The sequence below is a fragment of the Cobetia sp. 5-25-4-2 genome (assembly GCF_013374075.1).
Taxonomy (GTDB): domain Bacteria; phylum Pseudomonadota; class Gammaproteobacteria; order Pseudomonadales; family Halomonadaceae; genus Cobetia; species Cobetia marina.
The window spans coordinates 899,304-914,374 of the sequence record NZ_BLWK01000001.1 but is presented as its reverse complement, the minus strand read 5'-3'; the positions used below and the strand labels follow the sequence as shown (position 1 = coordinate 914,374).

13 protein-coding genes are annotated in these 15,071 nt (G+C 61.3%); 10 read left to right on the top strand and 3 right to left on the bottom strand.

What is annotated here, in order from left to right; all coding sequences use genetic code 11:
* The first annotated feature begins 580 nt into the window (after positions 1-580).
* Entirely contained in the window at positions 581-1,726 is a 1,146-nt protein-coding gene (locus HXS65_RS03920) for an aminomethyltransferase family protein (RefSeq protein ID WP_084208848.1), read from the top strand.
* 329 nt (positions 1,727-2,055) lie between these two features.
* A complete protein-coding gene (locus HXS65_RS03915; RefSeq protein ID WP_176493157.1) occupies positions 2,056-2,766 on the top strand; it encodes an XRE family transcriptional regulator in 711 nt (236 codons plus the stop codon).
* Positions 2,767-2,841: 75 nt separating this feature from the next.
* Here HXS65_RS03915 and HXS65_RS03910 read toward each other — a convergent pair whose 3' ends face one another.
* Complete coding sequence (locus HXS65_RS03910) at positions 2,842-3,828, bottom strand: LysR family transcriptional regulator (protein ID WP_176493156.1); 987 nt, start codon at positions 3,826-3,828, stop codon at positions 2,842-2,844.
* A gap of 150 nt (positions 3,829-3,978) precedes the next feature.
* On the opposite strand from HXS65_RS03910, the gene HXS65_RS03905 reads away from it, so the two are divergent.
* The 5 genes from HXS65_RS03905 to HXS65_RS17460 all read left to right on the top strand — a co-directional run bounded on the left by HXS65_RS03905 (position 3,979) and on the right by HXS65_RS17460 (position 10,295).
* Positions 3,979-5,328, top strand: coding sequence for an aspartate aminotransferase family protein (locus HXS65_RS03905; RefSeq protein WP_077377099.1), 1,350 nt, complete (start codon positions 3,979-3,981; stop codon positions 5,326-5,328).
* A 119-nt stretch (positions 5,329-5,447) separates the two neighbouring features.
* A complete protein-coding gene (locus HXS65_RS03900; protein WP_077377102.1) occupies positions 5,448-6,938 on the top strand; it encodes a CoA-acylating methylmalonate-semialdehyde dehydrogenase in 1,491 nt (496 codons plus the stop codon).
* Between the two features lie 226 nt (positions 6,939-7,164).
* The gene (locus HXS65_RS03895) at positions 7,165-7,476 is read left to right on the top strand and encodes a putative quinol monooxygenase (RefSeq protein ID WP_043332154.1); all 312 of its coding nucleotides are present in this window, start codon (positions 7,165-7,167) and stop codon (positions 7,474-7,476) included.
* 963 nt (positions 7,477-8,439) lie between these two features.
* Positions 8,440-10,083, top strand: coding sequence for a sodium:solute symporter family protein (locus tag HXS65_RS03890; protein ID WP_084209745.1), 1,644 nt, complete (start codon positions 8,440-8,442; stop codon positions 10,081-10,083).
* 83 nt (positions 10,084-10,166) lie between these two features.
* Entirely contained in the window at positions 10,167-10,295 is a 129-nt protein-coding gene (locus tag HXS65_RS17460) for a putative transporter small subunit (RefSeq protein ID WP_218015038.1), read from the top strand.
* A 104-nt stretch (positions 10,296-10,399) separates the two neighbouring features.
* Here the strand turns inward: HXS65_RS17460 and HXS65_RS03885 are convergent, their stop codons facing one another.
* Together HXS65_RS03885 and HXS65_RS03880 are read right to left on the bottom strand one after the other, a co-directional pair.
* A complete protein-coding gene (locus HXS65_RS03885; protein ID WP_176493155.1) occupies positions 10,400-11,209 on the bottom strand; it encodes an SDR family NAD(P)-dependent oxidoreductase in 810 nt (269 codons plus the stop codon).
* A 134-nt stretch (positions 11,210-11,343) separates the two neighbouring features.
* Positions 11,344-12,330, bottom strand: a complete 987-nt coding sequence (locus tag HXS65_RS03880; protein ID WP_176493154.1) for a zinc-dependent alcohol dehydrogenase family protein — start codon at positions 12,328-12,330, stop codon at positions 11,344-11,346.
* Between the two features lie 136 nt (positions 12,331-12,466).
* On the opposite strand from HXS65_RS03880, the gene HXS65_RS03875 reads away from it, so the two are divergent.
* The 3 genes from HXS65_RS03875 to HXS65_RS03865 all read left to right on the top strand — a co-directional run bounded on the left by HXS65_RS03875 (position 12,467) and on the right by HXS65_RS03865 (position 14,751).
* Positions 12,467-13,369, top strand: coding sequence for a LysR family transcriptional regulator (locus HXS65_RS03875; protein ID WP_084208856.1), 903 nt, complete (start codon positions 12,467-12,469; stop codon positions 13,367-13,369).
* A gap of 471 nt (positions 13,370-13,840) precedes the next feature.
* Complete coding sequence (locus HXS65_RS03870; RefSeq protein WP_375782202.1) at positions 13,841-14,341, top strand: YeeE/YedE family protein; 501 nt, start codon at positions 13,841-13,843, stop codon at positions 14,339-14,341.
* Positions 14,338-14,751, top strand: coding sequence for a DUF6691 family protein (locus tag HXS65_RS03865; protein WP_176493152.1), 414 nt, complete (start codon positions 14,338-14,340; stop codon positions 14,749-14,751). The genes HXS65_RS03870 and HXS65_RS03865 overlap by 4 nt, the downstream gene beginning before the upstream one ends.
* The last annotated feature ends 320 nt before the right edge of the window (positions 14,752-15,071 follow it).

Here is a 15,071-nt window from a genome sequence, read left to right as displayed (position 1 = left end):
AAACGAGTTTTTGTGATTCCTGCTGGTCAACTTTATTTCCCCCAAAGAAAAGCATGCAGCATGCCATTTCGTCAGCTGTCGCCCTGAACTTTTCATCAACCTACTGTTTTGCATGGAAATTTATTTTCCATAGGCGTTTTACCCCACAGGAAACTTCAGGTGATTCTGAGTGAAATCCTGCCGGTTTCTCGAAATAGGCATCATTTCGGTGCCCAAAGCCCCCTCTTCGCACCAGCATGACGCAAAGCGCTGATATTCACGCCCGAATTCGTGCTGCCAATCGCCGCCTGACTCGCTCCAGGGTTGCCGTGGCCATGGCCTTTGACGGAATTGGCAAGCCCCTTGCTTAACCATGAGGAATGTTTCTTTCCTTTCAAGAATCGACGCTCATGCGATCAGGCAAGGCAAGCAGCAGGCACAAGCCCTTGTGAAGCGCCTGAAGAGGCGCCTGAAGAGGCAACAGAACAACAACACCTCCTGCGGCGGATGCGCGTCTTGCGCGCCATCTCCGCCAGCACCAGCAGGACTACGGCACCACCCACTTACGCTAGGCAGCACGACTCACAGGAGAAAGGGACGCATGGCGAATTCATGGCGCATCTCGGCATTGGCCGAACAACACCGCAAGCTGGGCGCGGAGCTGGAAGACTGGAATGGCATGGGCACTGCCTGGAATTACGCCGTCTCGGACACGGCCGATGACCACGAGACCATCCGCACCCGCGCCGGTCTGATGGATGTCTCGGGACTCAAGAAGATCCACTGCAATGGCCCGCACGCCCAGGCCGTGCTGGATTACGTCACCACGCGGGACATGTCCAAGCTGTATCCGGGCAAATCGGTGTATGCCAGCGTCTTGAATGAGGCCGGCAAGTTCGTCGACGACTGCATCGTCTATTGCCTGGCGCCGAACTCCTACCTCGTGGTGCACGGCACGGGCACCGCGAATGAAATGCTGGCCAAGAGTGCCCTGGGGCGCGCCGTCAGCCTGACCTTCGATGACGACATGCATGACATGTCACTGCAGGGGCCGGTCGCGGTGGATTTTCTGGAGCGTCATGTGCCGGGCATCCGTGAGCTGCGTTACTTCCACCATCTGCAGACCCAGCTGTTCGGCTACCACGTGATGATCTCGCGCACCGGCTACACCGGCGAGCGTGGCTACGAGATCTTCTGCAAGGCCAAGGACGCTCCCTCTCTGTGGGAACAGATTCTCGAAGATGGCGCCGACATGGGCATCAAGCCGTGCAGCTTCGGCACCCTTGACTGGCTGCGGGTCGAGAGCCACCTGCTGTTCTACCCGGCGGACAATTCCGAAACCTACCCGTATCCCGACCAGCCGGTGGGCGATACCCTGTGGGAGCTGGGCCTGGACTTCACCGTCTCGCCGGGCAAGACCGAATTCCGTGGCGCCAGCGAACACTTCGCGCTGCAGGGCAAGGAGCGCGTCAAGGTCTATGGCGTGCTGTTGGACTCGAAAGACGTCGCCCAGATCGGTGACAAGATCTACGCCGACGGCAAGTGTGTCGGTGTCATCACCCAAGGCATGTACTCGCGCCTGAGCGATCGCTCCATGGCGCTGGCACGTCTCGAACCCGGCTATGCCGAGCATGGCACCCCGCTGACCCTCAAGACCGGCACTGACGGAGAGACCAGCCTCTCGGCCATCAGCCATTCCCTGCCCTTCGATGACCCGGAAAAGGCCAAGCGACTGGCGCGCGGCTGAGCACACGCACCATGTCGGGCACTGCAAGACCTGCAGTGACAACCGGGTGAAGTGGCAGGACGCATTGCGAACGCAAGACGCAAGAGGCCTCCTCGACGTGACGTCGAGGAGGCCTCTTGCCTCACACCCAGTCCAGGTGATTGAGAAGGACTCTCGAAAGGTACTCCCGCCCCCTTGGCAGACATCAAGGATGAGGGTTGACGGCAAAGTTGGTAATGTCACGCCATACCCCGCTCGCGAGCCGATGCGCCGCATGCCTCACAAGGGCATGCCGCGTCCTCGCCGGCCATCCCCTTCCCATTGCCACCCTCTCCGCTACAGGAGTCATCATGCCGCGAAAATCCCCCGCTCCCTCCGAGAAGTCGGAACAGGACAGCTCCGACACTCTGCCCCGTGAACCAGCGACCGACCCCGCTGCGCAGTCAGAGAGGAAAGACACCATCACGGCGGCAGCTGACGAGACGCGTCTCGGACTTGAGCAGCACATCGCGCGCGCGCTCAAGCAGCAGCGTGTCTCGCAGGGCTACAAGATTTCCGACGTCTCGCGTATCGCCGGTGTCAGCCAGGGCATGATCAGCAAGGTGGAGAACGCCCAGGTATCCACCAGTCTCGATACCCTAAACAAGCTGTGCAATGCCTTGAGTCTGCCGATCTCGAAGCTGTTCAGCGATTACGATGTCAATGGGCGTGGTGCCCAGCACATCAAGGCCGGGCAAGGCATGCAGGTGGTACGCACCGGCACGGAAGTCGGCCATGCCTATCAACTGTTGAGCTACAAGCAGGGCCCCAAGAAGCGCTACGAACCCTTCCTGATCACCATGGATGATGCCAGCGAAGTCTTCCCCAACTTCTGCCATGCCGGGCATGAGTTCATCTATCTGCTGTCAGGACATCTCACCTATCGCCACGGTGACAAGTTCTATCAGATGGGCCCCGGCGACAGCCTGGCCTTCGATGCCGGCGTTCCGCATGGCCCCGAGAAGTTGAACGAGGTCCCGATTCAGCTGCTGTCGATCATTCACTACGACGACAACGAATAGGTCACCCGCTTCACCGCGCCTGATGACCCCGACAGTCTCCCCGCCCCTGGATGGCCCACTTCCCCTGATGGTGGTTCATGACCGGCCCTCCTGGGTAGATGGCGCTTTCCGTGTCGGTGTCGCCTGGCGCAGGGCGTCCAGCTCGGTCAGATAACGCTCCAGCACCAGATTGGGCGCGCGGCTCTTGCGCGTGATGGCGCTGTAATAGGTGACATAGGAGTTGGCCACCGGGCTGAGCGCCTGCATCTGGCCATCGCGCACCCAGCGCTCGGCATAGTGGGTGGGCAGATAGCCGAGATAACGCCCGGAGAGCACCAGAAAGGCGATGCCCTCGCGGTCGGTCGCCGAGGCGGATGCCCTGAGTGGCTCATGCAGCGTCTTGATCGTGGGTGTCTGCGCGTAGGCAGGCAGCACGGCATCATGCTGGCGTATTTCCTCCTGCCCCACCGGGCGTCCGCGCGCGCGAGTGTCGCCTTCCCGGGGCTCGCGAAACAGCACATGGCCCCGCGCGCAGTAAAGGCAGGAGGTTTCCTCGTAGAGCGAGCGATACTCGAGTCCCGGCAGCGTCTTGAGCGTCGGGATCACGCCGGTATGCAATCGCCCATCCAGTACGGCACGTTCGATCTCATTGGGCGGGATCATGCGGATGTTGATCTTCACTTCCGGACCGTGCTTCTTGAGTGCGCTCAGGGCGTGAGTGATGTGCATCTCCGGCATGGTGACCAGGTTGTCGGTGATGCCGATGTTCAGCTCGCCCTTGAGCCAGGCGTGCAGTCCGTTGATGCGCGTGCGAAAGCCTTCCGCCGCTGCCAGCATCTGCATCGCGGCTTCATGGACGTCTCTTCCCTCATTGGTGAGCGCGAAACCACTGCGACCCCGCTGGCAGAGCTTGAGGCCAAGCCGCGTCTCCAGGTCACTCATCGCCATGCTGATGGCGGAGCGACTGATGTTGAGCTCGATCTCGGCCGCCGAGAAGCCGCCGCATTCCACCACCTTGCGAAAGATGCGCAGCAAGCGCAGATCGGCATCGCCAAGCTGTCCTCTCATGCCGTCCTTGCGCATGGTCTGCCCTCCTGAGTTCCACGACATGGAAAGTTAAGTAAATGCTTTCCTGAAGATAAAGACAACGGCATTTATCTTATCAAAAGGGCTTTCTAATCTAGCCAGACAGGAACCGAGATCCAACAACAACAGCACTCTTCGGGAGACATCATGACCGCCTTCGACACATCCCCTTCCGCCCAGGCAGGATTGAGCAAGGAACAACTTGACGCCTACTGGATGCCCTACACGGCCAATCGGCAGTTCAAGCAGGACCCGCGCATCATCACCAAGGCGCAGGGTGCCTACTTCACGGATTCCCGGGGACGCCAGATCTTCGATGGCCTGTCGGGTCTCTGGACCTGCGGTGCCGGCCATTGCCGCCCGGAGATCGCCGAAGCGGTCAGCGCACAGCTGCGCGAGCTGGATTACGCGCCATCCTTCCAGTACGGCCACCCCAAGGCCTTCGAGCTGGCACATCGCATCACGGGACTGATGCCCGAGGGGCTGGATCACGTCTTCTTCACCGGCTCGGGTTCCGAAAGCGCCGATACCTCACTGAAGATCGCGCGCGCCTACTGGCGCAAGAAAGGCAAGCCGACCAAGACCAAGCTGATCGGTCGTAGCAAGGGCTATCACGGCGTCAACTTCGGGGGCTTCAGCGTCGGCGGCATCGGCGCCAACCGCACGCTCTATGGCCAGGGGGTCGATGCCGACCATCTGCCGCATACCCTGCTCAAGGAAAATGTCTTCACCCCCGGCATGCCCCAGACCGGTGCCGAGCGCGCCGATGAGCTGCTGGAGCTGATCGCGCTGCATGATGCCTCCAACATCGCGGCCGTCATCGTCGAGCCGATGGCAGGCTCCGCCGGCGTGCTGCCGCCGCCAGTGGGCTACCTCAAGCGACTGCGCGAGCTGTGTGACCAGCACGATATCCTGTTGATCTTCGATGAGGTCATCACCGGCTTCGGGCGCATGGGCGCCATGAGCGGCGCCGAGGAATTCGGTGTCACACCGGACATCCTCAATGTCGCCAAGCAGCTTACCAATGGCGCGGTGCCGATGGGTGCCGTGGTCGTCAAGGGCGATATCTACCAGACCTTCATGGACAACGGCGGCGCCGATTACATGATGGAGATTCCCCACGGCTACACCTACTCCGGCCACCCTGTGGCGTGTGCCGCGGCACTGGCGGCCCTCGACGTGCTCGAGAATGACCAGCTCATCCCCCGTGTCCGTGAACTGAGCCCGGTCTTCGAGAAGAAGCTGCACGAGCTCAAGGGCACTCGCTATATCAGTGACATCCGCAACTACGGCCTGGCCGGTGCTCTGCAGGTCGAGGCCTATCCCGGCGAGCCGGCGCGGCGTCCCTACGAGATCGCCATGCATTGCTGGAAGGCCGGCTTCTATGTGCGTTACGGCGGCGACACCATCCAGCTGGGTCTGCCGTTCATCACCGAGCACGATGAACTGGATCGTCTGATCAATGCCCTGGGCGATGCCTTCGCCGCACAGGACTGATGATCGACGCTTAAGACTGACAATCACGTTCAGGACTGACAATCACGTTCGGACTGGCGATCGACGCCAGCCCCATCACTGCCCTTTTTCTTGCAAGTCATTTCATGGAGCCCACAACAATGAAAACGCTCGGTCACCTCATCAACGGCAACCTCGATCACAGCGAAGGCCGTACCCAGGACATCTTCAATCCCTCCACCGGTGAGGTCGGCGGTCAGGTGCGCCTGGCCAGCAAGGCGACCGTCGAGGAAGCCATCGCGGCCGCCGCCGCCGCCTTCCCGGAATGGCGCAACACGCCGCCGATCAAGCGCGCCCGAGTGATGTTCCGCTTCAAGCAGCTGCTGGAAGAGCACGCCGACGAGATCGCTCGCCTGATCGGCCAGGAACACGGCAAGATCTGTCACGATGCGCTGGGGGAACTCCAGCGCGGCATCGAGAATGTCGAATATGCCTGCAGCGCCCCGGAACTGCTCAAGGGTGAGCACAGCCGCAATACCGGCCCGGGCATCGACTCCTGGAGCGAATTCCAGCCACTGGGCGTCGTTGCCGGCATCACGCCGTTCAACTTTCCGGCCATGGTGCCGCTGTGGATGTACCCGATGGCGATCGCCTGCGGCAACACCTTCGTCCTCAAGCCCTCCGAGCGCGACCCGACCTCCACGCTGTTCATCGCCGAGCTGCTGATGGAGGCTGGCCTGCCGGCCGGCGTCATGAATGTCGTCAATGGCGACAAGGAAGCCGTCGATACGCTGCTGGATGACCCGCGCATCCAGGCGGTCAGCTTCGTGGGCTCCACGCCGATCGCCGAGTACATCTACAGCCGCGCCGCCGCCAACGGCAAGCGCTGTCAGGCCCTCGGTGGCGCCAAGAACCACGCCATCGTGATGCCGGATGCCGACATGGAATACGTGGCCAACTCACTGAATGGCGCCGCCTTCGGTTCCTCCGGTGAGCGCTGCATGGCGCTGTCCGTCGCGGTGGCCGTGGGCGATGACGCCGCCGACAAGCTGATCGCGCAGATGAAGCAGCAGATGGAAGGCCTCAAGGTCGGTATCTACAGCGACAAGGGCAATGATTTCGGCCCGCTGATCACCGCGGCGCATCGCGACAAGGTGGTGGGCTACATCGACAGCGCCGAGCAGCAAGGCGCAAAGGTGGTGGTCGATGGCCGCAATCCGCAGGTCGAAGGCGGCGAGAACGGCTTCTTCGTCGGCGGCACCCTGATCGATGGCGTCACCCCGGAGATGACCTGCTATCAGGAAGAGATCTTCGGCCCGGTGCTGCTGGTCGTGCGCGCCGATTCGATGGAAGCCGCCATGCAGCTGATCAATGATCACGAATACGGCAATGGCACCTGCATCTATACCCGAGATGGCGAAGCCGCCCGCTACTTCAGTGATCACATCCAGGTCGGCATGGTCGGCATCAATGTGCCGCTGCCGGTGCCGGTCGCCTATCACAGCTTCGGTGGCTGGAAGCGCTCGCTGTTCGGCGATCTGTCCGCCTACGGCCCGGACGCGGTGCGCTTCTATACTCGCCGCAAGACCATCACCCAGCGCTGGCCTTCCGCTGGTCTGCGTGAAGGCGCCCAGTTCGCCTTCCCGTCCTGATCGATCGCCTTCCCGGCCTGATCCCTCACGATCACGGATCATTGCCTGGTGACAACTGCGCCGGACAGCCCTGCTGTCCGGCGCTTTGGTGTGCGCATCACGCGAGATCATGCCGGCAGTCAGCCGCCGCCCCTTGCAGTGGCCAGAAACGACTCCACATAGTCAGGACATCTCATCACGAGAATCCCTGCCACAACTGCGGTCAACACCGTCACAAGGAGCCAGGATGATCTGGGTAATCGCCACCGTTACCGCCAAGGAAGGTCACGTTCAGGATGTCTTCAATGAACTCTGCGCCGTCGCGCCCACCGTGCGCGAGGAAGATGGCTGCCACGCCTACCACCCGTGCCTGGACTCCGAGCGCGCCGCCGACAAGGACAACGACCCACGCCCCGACACCATCACCGTGGTAGAAGCCTGGGAATCCCACGATGCCCTGCAGGCCCACCGTGAGACCGAACATATGCAGCGCTTCCGCGACAACGCCGGTGACTGGATTGCCGATGGCGATATCCGCATCCTGAGCCCGGCGGGCTGAAGACGCCCCTCAGTGACGTGCTCTGCACTGAGAACATCATCTTGCCGCTCCCGTTCAGGGGGCGGTTTTTTTGACTCATCGGCCAGCAAGGTGGCGTACAACCGTCGAGACAGCCTTCCCTTTTTTCCATGTTTTCCTCTCGCCCTCTCCTTGCACTCTTCTCGCCCTCTCTTCGTACTCCTCTCGCGCCCTCCTCGTCATCACAGTATTCATGAGAACTGGCCGAACGCTGAGCAATAATAGACAAATAACCTTTAAAACAATCACTTGCGTGAAATCATTGAATATCCATCAACATGAAACCCCACGATGAGGCAGAGAAAATCCCTCAAAGATCCGAGAGGCATCACGAGAAAAATAAGGGGAATTAACACAGTTCAATGACATTAAATGACAGACTTTGACGCCCTGAAACACCAAGAATTACACTTGATTTATATTGAATGAAGATTCAATAAAACGCCAGATACCTCTGGGCATGACGCCATCTTTATGGACCTGGAGTTCAGGCAATACCTGAGAGCGATCTGCTGGAATCTGTCAAGGGTGGACATGTCGCAAACCAGACACTAAGGTATGCAGCCTTCATTAACTCAATCTTAACGCTCACCGAAAGCACCAGGACTCGCGACCCACTGGATCACCAGTATTTTCGAAAGACTGTCGAAACCTCGACATTATCGATAAGAGAGGGAATCCATGACGCAGCATTACGCTGATGAGGGCAAGTGCATGCCACGACGCCCGCCACCCCGCACTTTCTTCCCTGGAAAGTGCTGACACCTCGTAGCTCGCAAGTGTGACAGGGTCTGCCTGTTCACCAGACGAAGACGCCTTGGACACGACAACCATCTCAAGGCAAGACGGCTCAGAACCTTCCTTTCATGACTCTCATCACCGCACTCCTGAACAGCTCGCTGCTCAGGTCAACAGGTGTTCTGTCATCCATTGGAGGCTCCGTACTTGAACAACGACTCTCTCTATCAATTCTCGACCATTACCGTTCTTCTCCTGCTGATCGCCTTCTATGGCGGTACCTACCTGATCACTCTCACCATTCGCAAGAAAAAGGAAGATGCTGACGAGTTCATGGTGTCCAACCACCGTGTCGGCTTCGGCATGGGCGCCGCCAGCATGACCGCCACCTGGATCTGGGCCGCCTCCTTCTATGCCGCTGCCACCTCCGGCTATACCTATGGCGTGTCAGGCCCGATCCACTATGGATTCTGGGGCGCGCTGATGATCCTGTTCATCTATCCCTTCGGCCGCCGCTTCCGCAAGCTGGCCCCCAACGCCCATACGCTGGGCGAGCTGATCCATGCACGCCACGGTTCGAGCAGCCAGCTGATTCTGGCCTTCTCCAACGTGCTGGGCAGCATCATCAGCCTGATGGTCAACTTCACGGCCGCCGGTGCGCTTGTCTCGGTGCTGTCGCCGCTGTCCTTCCAGACAGGCGTCATCCTGGCGGGGGTCGGGGTGCTCTGCTATACGCTCTGGTCGGGCTTCCGCGCCTCGGTATTGACGGATTTCGCCCAGCTGGTGGCACTGATGGCCATCGCCATCGTCATCATTCCGGCCGTGTTCTTTGCCATGGGTGGCCCTTCGGAGCTGGTGGAAGGGCTCAAGCATGTCACGCCGCAACAAGCCGACTTCTTCTCGACGGATGCCATCCTCAATCAGGGGGCGCCCTTCTTCGTGGCCGTGCTGGCGTATGCCATCGGCAATCAGACGATTTCCCAGCGCCTGTTCGCGGTCAATGAAGATCACATCAAGCCGACCTTCATCACGGCTACCGTCGGCTACGGTGCCATCGTGATCGGTCTGGGGATGATCGGTCTGATGGCGCTGACCCTCGGGGTCGAGCCGCTCAATGGCGACATGAACAACCTGATTCCGCAGATGGTGTCGGAGTACCTGCCGCCCTTCTTCATCGCCCTGTTCTTCATCCTGGTGATCGGCTCGCTGTCCTCCACCGCTGACTCCGATCTCTCGGCACTCTCGGCGATCATGATGGCGGACGTCTACGGCAAGAACATCGCCCGTGGCAAGGCCGACCCTCGCCGCATGTTGCTGGTCGGGCGTCTGACGATGATCATCGCCACCGTGCTGGGGATCGTCTTCGCCAGCTTCTCCCTGGATATTCTGGTGATGCTGGTCTTCGTCGGCGCACTCTGGGGCGCCATCGTCTTCCCGGTGATCGCCAGCTGCTTCTGGGATCGCATCACCAATCTGGCCTTCACCAGTTCCGTCCTGGTCGCCATGGTGGTGTTCTGCATGGCACGCTTCGAGTGGGTGCCGCTGGAGGGTATCAGTGGGCTGATCTTCGAGCTGCTCGCCAGCATCGGCGGCGGCGTCATCATCGGCCTGATGGTCTTCGGCTTCCTCGGTCGCATCGCCGGACTGGTCGCCGGCGTGCTGGCCATGCTGGCCATGGTCATCTTCGCGACCGGCGAACTGCGTGACTACACCGTGCTGCTGGCCTCGCTCACGGCCTACGGCACCAGCACCCTGGTCTGTGTGATCATGAGTCTCGCCAGCCGCCAGCCGCGCTTTGACTTCACCACCATCACCGACAAGGTCGGCCATTACGACGAGTCCCTGACCTGATCGGGATGCTTGCCACAAGCGCCCCGGCGGCCCTTGGCGTCGCCGGGGACTTTCCTACTGCACATTTCAGGAGACACACGCCCATGACATTCCTGTTTGCCACCTATGTCCTCATCTGGCCATTGCTGACCCTTGGCGTACTCGCCGTGATCTGCGGCGCCGTGGTGCGTGACAGTCGTCGCGCTCGCAAGGAGCACCGCGAGCTGGTCTGATCGGTCCGCGCGCAGAAGCCGAAACGCCCGCCTCGAGACTCTCGGGGTGGGCGTTTCGTCTTCAGACAGGGCACTCCAGCTCGCTGCCCTCTGGTCGGAGTCACTCAGCGGCCAATCCGGTCAAGCATTCTCTCCATCGTCGCGACCACTTGACGGCACAGCGCATCATCGAGTGCGTCGGCGTGCGGCGGTGCGAAACGCTGGGCGTCGTTGTCGAAGTACTGACCATTGGCGCCGGCGAATTCCTCATCCAGTGCCGCACGTACCAGGATATCGGCACCGATGCCAAGATCCTTGCCCGGTACGCCGAAGCCTTCCTTGACCATCTTGCTGGCCAGCAGAGAGCCCGGGTTGACCGCGATCAGGATAGGCCCCTGACCTTCCCAGTCCTGGGCAAGCATGCGGGTCCACATGGTGATCGCGAGCTTGCTCTGGGCATAGGCCGCGTAGTGGTCGTTGAACGCGACCTCGCCGGTCAGGGCCTTCAGGTCCACGGGGGATTGAGCCGCCGAGGACAGATTGACGACCCGCCCAGCCGGACGCAGTGCCGGCGCCAGTTTCTGGGTGAGCAGATAGGGGGCAAGGGTATTGACCACGAAGCGCAGGTCGAGACCGTCCGCCGTCACGACGCTGGGGGCCTGGAAGACACCGGCATTGTTGATCAGGACATCCAGACTGGCATTGGCCGCCAGCACGTCGCTTGCCAGTGAGTCGATGGCGACCAGGTCGGACAGGTCGGCCACGAAACCGGCGACACGCTCAGCCCCTGCCAGCGTCGCAAGTTCGGCGACGACACCATTGACCTTCTGCTCGCTACGCCCGTGGATCAGCACGCGATGGCCGCGCTCCAGCAGGGCCTTGGCCGTGACCAGGCCGATGCCATCGGTGGAACCGGTGATAAGAATGGTTTTCATGCGCTCTCTCCTTGATATGTCCCACGACGCTTGAGACGCGAACGACAGGGTGTGCCGTATGGCCACACCCTGTCGTTTGTCTGTGCCAGCGCAGTGTCAGGATGATCCTGCCAATGTGGCTTTCGGTTACGGTATCAGACCTCGACGATGACCTTGCCGGTTGCCTGACCGCTGCCCAGCCGCGCGTGGGCCTGGCCCACTTCCGCGAGCGGGAAGACCTGATCATCGATGATCGGCTTGAGTGCGCCGGCATCGGCGATACGCGCCATGTCGGCCAGAATCTCGTGGTGCTCCTGACGACGGAAGTCATGCAGCATCGGGATCAGCATGAAGACGACATGCAGTGACAGGCCCTTGAAGTGCGCGGTGGTCAGATCGATGTCCATGAAGGACACGGTCGTCGAGACATGGCCATTGAGCGCGGCAGCCTCGAAGGAGGTCGGCAGGTTGGCGCCGCCGACGGAGTCGAACACGATGTCGAAGCCCTTGCCGTCGGTGTGCTTGGCCACATAGTCGGCGACCTGCTCATTGCGGTAATTGATGGCACTGGCACCCAGCCCTTCGACCAGCGTCTCGTGCTCATCACGACCGACGGTAGAGGCGACATCGGCACCGAAGTGACGGGCCAGCTGGATGGCGATGTGACCCACACCCCCCGCACCACCGTGAACCAGCACCTTCTGACCGGCCTGGATGTTGGCGCGCTTGAGGCCTTCATAGGCCGTGATGCCGACCAGCGGCAGCGCCGCGGCTTCCACCATGCTCAGGGACTTCGGCTTGTGGGCGATCAGGCGAACATCGGCGGCGATGTACTCGGCCAGCGTACCCGGCAGGTCGGCCAGGCCACCAGCACAGCCATAGACTTCATCCCCGATGGCGTAGCCTTCGACGCCCTCGCCCACGGCTTCGACAGTACCGGCGAAGTCCATGCCCAGCAGCGCCGGCAGTGCCGGAGACAGCGGAAGCTCTGCGCCCATCTCGCGAATCATGGTGTCGACGGTATTGATGCTGGTGGCGGCGATACGCACCAGTACCTGACCTGCCGCCGCTTGGGGCTTGGCGATTTCCGCCGCTTCGAACACTTCGGGACCACCGAATGACGTCACCAGCATCGCTTTCATGAGTCTGACTCCTGCGTGAATGTTCATGCCATGGTAATTATCTTCGGCATGAACAATAAACGGCGAGTTGATACAATCAGTTTCTATATTTTGTTGAATATCAGTCCACAACACCATCGCCTCGGGGGGAGATGACATGAATCTTGAGCACCTGAAGCTGTTCGTCCGTCTCGCCGCCGTGAACAGCATCAGTCAGGCCGGCGAGGACCTGGGACTGTCGCCCGCCGTCGCCAGCTCTCACCTGCGCAAGCTCGAGGACAGTCTGGGGGTACGCCTGTTGCATCGCACCACGCGTCATGTGGCACTGAGCGAAGAAGGTCGCGCCTTTCTCCCCCACGCAGAGGAGGTGCTGGCCAGTGCCGAGGCGGCGCGGGCTGCCGTCGGTGCCGGCACCACCACCCCCACCGGCACCTTGCGCATCACGGCATCGGCCTCCTTCGGACGCATGCATCTGATCCCCGGGCTGGCCGGCTTTCTGGCACGCTACCCGGACCTCGAGCTGGATCTGCGCCTGACGGATACCATCGTCGATCTGGTGGAAGGCGGCTTCGACATCGCCATCCGCAACTCCGCTCTCAAGGATTCGAGTCTGATCGCGCGGCGCCTGGCCCCCGACAAGCGTATCCTATGTGCTTCTCCGCAATACCTGCAGCGCCATGGCACTCCGACCCGCCCTGCGGAACTGAAACACCATGAATGCCTGACGCTGATCGGGATGGATCAATGGAGTTTCCAGCACGAGAATCGCGTCGAGGTGATACGCATCAAGGGCCGCATACGGACCGACAATGGCGAAGCGGTGCGCGATGCCTGCGCCGCGGGCCTGGGCATCACCCTCTCCTCGACCTGGAGTCTCTATCGTCATCTGGCGAGGGGCGAGCTGGTGGAAGTGCTGCCCGAGACACCGCTGGTCAACGAGACCGGTATCTGGGCGATCTATTCAAGCTCCCGACAACTGGCCCCCAAGATCCGGGCGTTCCTGGACTACTTCTCCGAGTACTTCGGTAGCCCGCCTTACTGGGACTTCCCCCAGTCCTGAGCCGAAGGCGCGACGATTTCGCTGAAGACGGGCCCGCACGTCACAGAAGATGAGCGGCGTGACTCAGGCGATCTTCCAGCGCTTGAGCATCGGCCTGGAGTCTCGCCAGCCGCCAGCCGCGCTTTGACTTCACCACCATCACCGACAAGGTCGGCCATTACGACGAGTCCCTGACCTGATCGGGATGCTTGCCACAAGCGCCCCGGCGGCCCTTGGCGTACTCGCCGTGATCTGCGGCGCCGTGGTGCGTGACAGCCGTCGCGCTCGCAAGGAGCACCGCGAGCTGGTCTGACCTTGCCCACACGTAGAACAGCCACGGAAAGGCCCGCCTCGAGCATCTCGGGGCGGGCCTTTCCGTGGCTGTCGGGTCAAACTGATCCACTCAGGCCACCCGATGGGCAGATGTCATGACCAGCAGACTCAGCAGTCGGTGGGCGATGACGGTTGGCGCTCGCCAGGCACGAGCATATCATCGTCGCAACGCAGGATGACCGCGACACGAGGACGAACCACATGGACATGATGAGCAGCATGAAAGGACTCGCCGGCGGCGTTCTGATCGGTCTTTCGGCAGTGATGCTGATGGCCTTTCTGGGACGTATCGCCGGTATCAGTGGTATCACGCGGGGCGCGCTGCTGGAATCAGGCCCGGACCGCCGCTGGCGTATCGCCTTCGTGCTCGGGTTGATCAGCGGCCCGCTGCTCCTTGTGCTGTTCAATCTTGACTGGGGCAATGTGGCCGAGGGCACGGATGCGCTGATCGGCGATCCCACCAGCGGGGTACTGAGCATGATGTTCGCCGGCCTGCTGGTGGGCCTGGGAACAGGCATCGGCGGCGGCTGCACCAGTGGCCACGGCGTCTGCGGCATCGCGCGTCTCTCCCCCCGCTCGCTGGTGGCCACGGGGGTATTCGTGGCCATCGCCATGCTGACGGTCTTCGTGACCCGACATCTACTGGGAGAGTCACCATGAAAGCTGTCACCGGCTTCATTACCGGGCTGGTCTTCAGCCTCGGCCTGACACTCAGCGGCATGACCGACCCCGCGCGTGTCGTCGGCTTTCTCGACGTGGCTGGAGACTGGGACCCCACGCTGATCTTCGTGCTTGGCGGGGCGGTCATCACCACCTTCCTCGGTTATCGCCTCGCCTGGCGACGCAGCACTCCCCTGTTGGGTGAGCGCTTCCAACTGCCTACGCGCCGCGATATCGATGGCCGCCTGCTGCTCGGCGCGGCCCTGTTCGGTACCGGCTGGGGCCTGAGCGGATACTGCCCCGGGCCTGCCATCGTCTCCAGCAGCGCCATGACTCTGCCATTGGCGGGTTTTCTACTGACAATGCTACTGGGCTGGTGGCTGGCCACGCGCCTGACTCGCGCTCACTGATCCGAGCGCCATGCAAGAGAAAATCCTTGCATGAGAAACGCCCGCCGAATGGCGGGCGTTTCTCATGCAAGGCGAGTCACCACGACCACACGGCGCCCTTTCTCTCACGGGACCTCATTGCGATGATCTCGCTGATCAGCAGCCCCGTGGGTCGTGTGCTGGATGAAGTCATATCCACATGAAGCGTCGATAAGCCAAAAAAAAGCCCGCCAATGGCGGGCAGGGAATGTCGGGACAGGACATTCAGGACAGGAAAGCGTTTGAGCAAGGGTTCTGCCATTGACGACGAGTGCGGTCTTGCGTTCGGGTCAAAACACTTG

Bases quoted from the DNA above. Each gene is read 5' to 3' on its own strand.
- HXS65_RS03920 (WP_084208848.1), top strand. From the start codon at position 581: ATGGCGAATTCATGGCGCATCTCGGCATTGGCCGAACAACACCGCAAG.
- HXS65_RS03915 (WP_176493157.1), top strand. From the start codon at position 2,056: ATGCCGCGAAAATCCCCCGCTCCCTCCGAGAAGTCGGAACAGGACAGC.
- HXS65_RS03910 (WP_176493156.1), bottom strand. From the start codon at position 3,828: ATGCGCAAGGACGGCATGAGAGGACAGCTTGGCGATGCCGATCTGCGC.
- HXS65_RS03905 (WP_077377099.1), top strand. From the start codon at position 3,979: ATGACCGCCTTCGACACATCCCCTTCCGCCCAGGCAGGATTGAGCAAG.
- HXS65_RS03900 (WP_077377102.1), top strand. From the start codon at position 5,448: ATGAAAACGCTCGGTCACCTCATCAACGGCAACCTCGATCACAGCGAA.
- HXS65_RS03895 (WP_043332154.1), top strand. From the start codon at position 7,165: ATGATCTGGGTAATCGCCACCGTTACCGCCAAGGAAGGTCACGTTCAG.
- HXS65_RS17460 (WP_218015038.1), top strand. From the start codon at position 10,167: ATGACATTCCTGTTTGCCACCTATGTCCTCATCTGGCCATTGCTGACC.
- HXS65_RS03885 (WP_176493155.1), bottom strand. From the start codon at position 11,209: ATGAAAACCATTCTTATCACCGGTTCCACCGATGGCATCGGCCTGGTC.
- HXS65_RS03880 (WP_176493154.1), bottom strand. From the start codon at position 12,330: ATGAAAGCGATGCTGGTGACGTCATTCGGTGGTCCCGAAGTGTTCGAA.
- HXS65_RS03875 (WP_084208856.1), top strand. From the start codon at position 12,467: ATGAATCTTGAGCACCTGAAGCTGTTCGTCCGTCTCGCCGCCGTGAAC.
- HXS65_RS03865 (WP_176493152.1), top strand. From the start codon at position 14,338: ATGAAAGCTGTCACCGGCTTCATTACCGGGCTGGTCTTCAGCCTCGGC.